Origin of the sequence: Streptomyces sp. NPDC006265 (assembly GCF_040613555.1) — a bacterium.
Taxonomy (GTDB): Bacteria; Actinomycetota; Actinomycetes; order Streptomycetales; family Streptomycetaceae; genus Streptomyces.
The window spans coordinates 1-4,824 of sequence record NZ_JBEXSH010000709.1; the positions used below are offsets into that span (position 1 = coordinate 1).

The 4,824-nt window shown below is 69.5% G+C and carries 3 protein-coding genes; 2 read left to right on the forward strand and 1 reads right to left on the reverse strand.

All coding sequences use genetic code 11. The features are described from left to right. Positions 1-291 precede the first annotated feature (291 nt). Positions 292-2,094: a glycoside hydrolase family 15 protein gene (locus ABZ281_RS38035; protein WP_356662591.1), complete on the reverse strand. Its 1,803-nt coding sequence runs from the start codon at positions 2,092-2,094 to the stop codon at positions 292-294. A gap of 526 nt (positions 2,095-2,620) precedes the next feature. On the opposite strand from ABZ281_RS38035, the gene ABZ281_RS38040 reads away from it, so the two are divergent. After that, complete coding sequence (locus ABZ281_RS38040) at positions 2,621-4,279, forward strand: CTP synthase (protein ID WP_356662593.1); 1,659 nt, start codon at positions 2,621-2,623, stop codon at positions 4,277-4,279. Positions 4,280-4,373: 94 nt separating this feature from the next. Continuing rightward, the coding region (locus ABZ281_RS38045) for an NUDIX hydrolase (protein WP_356662592.1) at positions 4,374-4,824 on the forward strand (451 nt) is incomplete at its 3' end.

A 4,824-nucleotide genomic window follows, 5' to 3' on the forward strand; every position in this document is an offset into this window, starting at 1 on the left:
GTCTGCTGCTCCAGCCAGTCGTCCCGCAGCGTGTGGTCCATCTGCCCGGGCCAGGTGAAGGCCCGCGAGGCCGCGGCGAGGCGCCGCGAGGGCCGGGGCGGCACCCCGCGAGGGCCGGGGTGGTACTCCCGCGAGGGCCCGAGTGCGGCCCGCGATGAAGGCCGCAGTGAGCCGCGATGAAGGCCGCAGCCAGGCAGGCCCCGCGAAGGCCGCGGTGAGACCCCTGCGAAGGCAGGCGCCACACCGGCGACGGGACGGAGCGACGCCCCGGCCCCTTGCGGGCCGCCCCGCTCAGCCGCCGTACGCGCCCGAGGCCGTCAGACGCAGCGCCGTGTCGATGAGCGGCACGTGGCTGAACGCCTGCGGGAAGTTGCCCACCTGGCGCTGCAGGCGCGGGTCCCACTCCTCGGCGAGCAGGCCGAGGTCGTTGCGCAGGGACAGCAGCTTCTCGAAGAGCTTGCGGGCCTCGTCCACGCGGCCGATCATCGCCAGGTCGTCGGCCATCCAGAACGAGCAGGCCAGGAAGGCCCCTTCGTCACCGGGCAGGCCGTCGACGTTCTCGTCGCCGCTGGTGGTCGGGTAGCGCAGGATGAAGCCGTCCGACGTGGACAGCTCACGCTGGATCGCCTCGATGGTGCCGATGACCCGCTTGTCGTCCGGCGGCAGGAAGCCCATCTGCGGAATCAGCAGCAGGGAGGCGTCCAGCTCCTTCGAGCCGTACGACTGGGTGAAGGTGTTGCGCTCCTTGTCGTAGCCCTTGTCGCACACGTCCCGGTGGATGTCGTCGCGCAGCTCGCGCCAGCGCTCCAGCGGGCCGTCCGCGTCACCGGACTCGATCAGCTTGATCGTGCGGTCGACGGCGACCCAGGCCATCACCTTGGAGTGCACGAAGTGGCGGCGCGGGCCGCGCACCTCCCAGATGCCCTCGTCCGGCTCCTGCCAGTGGTCCTCCAGGTAGCGGATCAGCTTCAGCTGGAGCAGCGCGGCGTAGTCGTTGCGCGCGAGGCCCGTCATGTGGGCCAGGTGCAGGGCCTCGGTGACCTCGCCGTACACGTCCAGCTGGAGCTGGTGGGCCGCGCCGTTGCCGACCCGGACCGGGCCGGAGTTCTCGTAGCCCGGCAGCCAGTCCAGCTCCGCCTCGCCGAGCTCGCGCTCGCCGGCGATGCCGTACATGATCTGCAGGTTCTCCGGATCACCGGCCACCGCCCGCAACAGCCACTCGCGCCAGGCGCGGGCCTCCTCGCGGTAGCCGGTGCGCAGCAGCGAGGACAGCGTGATCGCCGCGTCGCGCAGCCAGGTGTAGCGGTAGTCCCAGTTGCGGACGCCGCCGATGTCCTCGGGCAGGGAGGTGGTCGGCGCGGCGACGATGCCGCCGGTCGGGGCGTACGTCAGGGCCTTCAGCGTGATCAGCGAGCGCACGACGGCCTCCCGGTAGGGGCCGTGGTACGTACAGTGGTCGACCCACTCGCGCCAGAAGTCCTCCGTCGCCTCCAGCGACTGCTCCGGCTCGGGCAGCGGCGGCGGCTCCTTGTGCGAGGGCTGCCAGGAGATCGTGAACGCGATCCGGTCACCCGGCGCGACCGTGAAGTCCGCGTAGGTCGTCAGCGACTTGCCGTAGGTCTCCGCGGATGTGTCGAACCACACGGAGTCGGGGCCCGCCACGGCCACCGTGCGCCCCTCGTGCTTGTGCACCCACGGCACCACCCGCCCGTAGGAGAACCGCATGCGCAGCGCCGAGCGCATCGGCACCCGGCCCGAGACGCCCTCCACGATCCGGATCAGCTGCGGGGCGCCGTCACGCGGCGGCATGAAGTCGGTCACCCGGACCGTGCCCCGCTGGGTGTCCCACTCGGACTCCAGGATCAGCGAGTCGCCCCGGTAGCTGCGCCGCGCGGCGGTGGGAGGCTGCTGGTCGGAGGCGTACGCGGGGCCCAGCCGCCAGAAGCCGTGCTCCTCGGTGCCCAGCAGGCCGGCGAAGATGGCGTGCGAGTCGAAGCGGGGCAGGCACAGCCAGTCGACTGTGCCGTCCCGGCAGACCAGAGCGGCGGTCTGCATGTCTCCGATGAGTGCGTAGTCTTCGATGCGCCCGGCCACGTGCAACTCCAGTCGAACGGCCACGTCACCCCACGAGGGGGCTGTCGCTAGTGCGGTCAAGGGGGTTTCAGCAGGTCTTGCGTTGCGTCATTGAGCGATGAAGCAAAACAGGTCACTCAGCCGTGATGCAAAGCGCCAATTGTTGCTCAACGAACTGACGAGCTCACGTTGTTCCGGTGCTGACGGGCGGGGGGTGGTGCCGTTGGGCCGGACGGGCTCGGCAGTGAGTGTCCGAGCAGGATACGACGCACGCAGATGATCCGGGTGCCCCTCCAGGCAAGGCGGGTACGCCGAACGAGTGAGCAACGGGTGAGGGACCGGTGACGGTCATCGTCTCCGTGTCGGGATGTGTGCGGAGCGTGGCCGGAAGCCATCGCCCCGCGGCGCTGATACGCTGGTAGCCCGTGGACCGGTGGGCCCCTTCCCGACAGGGAACCCCCGAACCGCAGCGACGGCGCCCCGGAGATTTCCGGCGGGCGGCCGTACCGCACCTCCAGACCGCGACCACGGGAGCCCCGTCTTGGCCATGCCGCCCGCCGCTTTTCGTAATTCGACGACCAAGCACATCTTCGTCACCGGAGGTGTCGCCTCCTCGCTCGGCAAGGGCCTGACGGCCTCCAGCCTCGGCATGCTGCTCAAGGCCCGCGGTCTGCGCGTCGTGATGCAGAAGCTCGACCCGTATCTGAACGTCGACCCCGGCACGATGAACCCCTTCCAGCACGGTGAGGTGTTCGTCACCAACGACGGCGCCGAGACCGACCTGGACATCGGCCACTACGAGCGTTTCCTCGACCGCGACCTCGACGGCTCCGCCAACGTCACCACCGGTCAGGTGTACAACACCGTGATCGCCAAGGAGCGGCGCGGCGAGTACCTGGGTGACACCGTGCAGGTCATCCCGCACATCACCAACGAGATCAAGCATCGCATCCGCCGCATGGCGACGGACGAGGTCGACGTCGTGATCACCGAGGTCGGCGGCACGGTCGGCGATATCGAGTCGCTGCCGTTCCTGGAGACCGTCCGTCAGGTCCGTCACGAGGTCGGCCGTGACAACGTCTTCGTCGTCCATATCTCGCTCCTGCCGTACATCGGCCCCTCGGGTGAGCTGAAGACGAAGCCCACCCAGCACTCGGTTGCGGCTCTGCGCAACATCGGTATCCAGCCGGACGCGATCGTGCTGCGCTGCGACCGCGAGGTGCCCACCGCGATCAAGCGGAAGATCTCGCTGATGTGCGACGTCGACGAGGCCGCCGTCGTGGCCTGCCCCGACGCCCGCTCGATCTACGACATCCCGAAGACCGTGCACGGCGAGGGCCTGGACGCCTACGTCGTCCGCAAGCTGGACCTGCCGTTCCGTGACGTGGACTGGACGACCTGGGACGACCTGCTCGACCGCGTCCACAACCCCGACCACGAGATCACCCTCGCGCTGGTCGGCAAGTACATCGACCTGCCCGACGCCTACCTGTCGGTCACCGAGGCACTGCGGGCCGGCGGCTTCGCCAACCGGGCCCGCGTCAAGATCAAGTGGGTCACCTCCGACGACTGCAAGACCCCGGCGGGCGCCGCCCAGCAGCTCGGCGACGTCGACGGCGTCTGCATCCCCGGTGGCTTCGGCGACCGCGGTGTGCTCGGCAAGGTCGGCGCGATCAAGTACGCCCGCGAGAACAAGATCCCGCTGCTCGGCCTCTGCCTCGGCCTGCAGTGCATCGTGATCGAGGCCGCGCGCAACCTGGCCGACATCACCGACGCCAACTCCACCGAGTTCGACCCGGCCACCGGCCACCCCGTCATCTCCACCATGGCCGAGCAGCTCGACATCGTCGCCGGTGAGGGTGACATGGGCGGCACTATGCGGCTCGGCATGTACCCGGCGAAGCTCGCCGAGGGGTCGATCGTGCGCGAGGTGTACGACGACAAGGAGTACGTCGAGGAGCGCCACCGGCACCGCTACGAGGTGAACAACGCCTACCGTGCCGAGCTGGAGAAGAAGGCGGGCATCCAGTTCTCCGGCACCTCCCCGGACGGCAAGCTCGTCGAGTACGTCGAGTACCCGCGCGACGTCCACCCGTACCTGGTCGCCACGCAGGCCCACCCGGAGCTGCGCTCGCGGCCGACGCGTCCGCACCCGCTGTTCGCCGGGCTCGTCAAGGCCTCGGTCGAGCGGAAGACTTCGAAGTAACACACCAGTTGTACGGTGGCCGGGGTGCATCCCTTCAAAGGGTGTGCACCCCGGTTTCGTTTCGGCAGGTCGTGTGGCACGTGGAAGGACAGGCATGACGATCAAGGACACACCGGAGGAGTGGGAGATCCGGGCGACGGAGACCCCCTTCGTGGGCAACAAGACCTCCGTCCGCACCGACGACGTGGTCATGCCCGACGGCACCGTGGTCGGCCGTGACTACCAGGTCCACCCCGGCTCCGTGGCCGTCCTCGCCCTCGACGAGGCCGACCGGGTGCTGGTCCTGCGCCAGTACCGCCACCCCGTCCGCCACAGGCTGTGGGAGATCCCGGCCGGACTGCTCGACGTCCCCGGCGAGAACCCGCTGCACGCCGCGCAGCGCGAGCTGTACGAAGAAGCGCACGTCAAGGCCGAGGACTGGCGGGTGCTGACCGACGTGTACACCACGCCCGGCGGCTGTGACGAGGCCGTCCGGATCTTCCTCGCGCGCGACCTGTCCGAGGCCGAGGGCGAGCGCTTCGCGGTCGAGGAGGAAGAGGCAGATC

Bases quoted from the DNA above. Each gene is read 5' to 3' on its own strand.
- ABZ281_RS38040 (WP_356662593.1), top strand. From the start codon at position 2,621: ATGCCGCCCGCCGCTTTTCGTAATTCGACGACCAAGCACATCTTCGTC.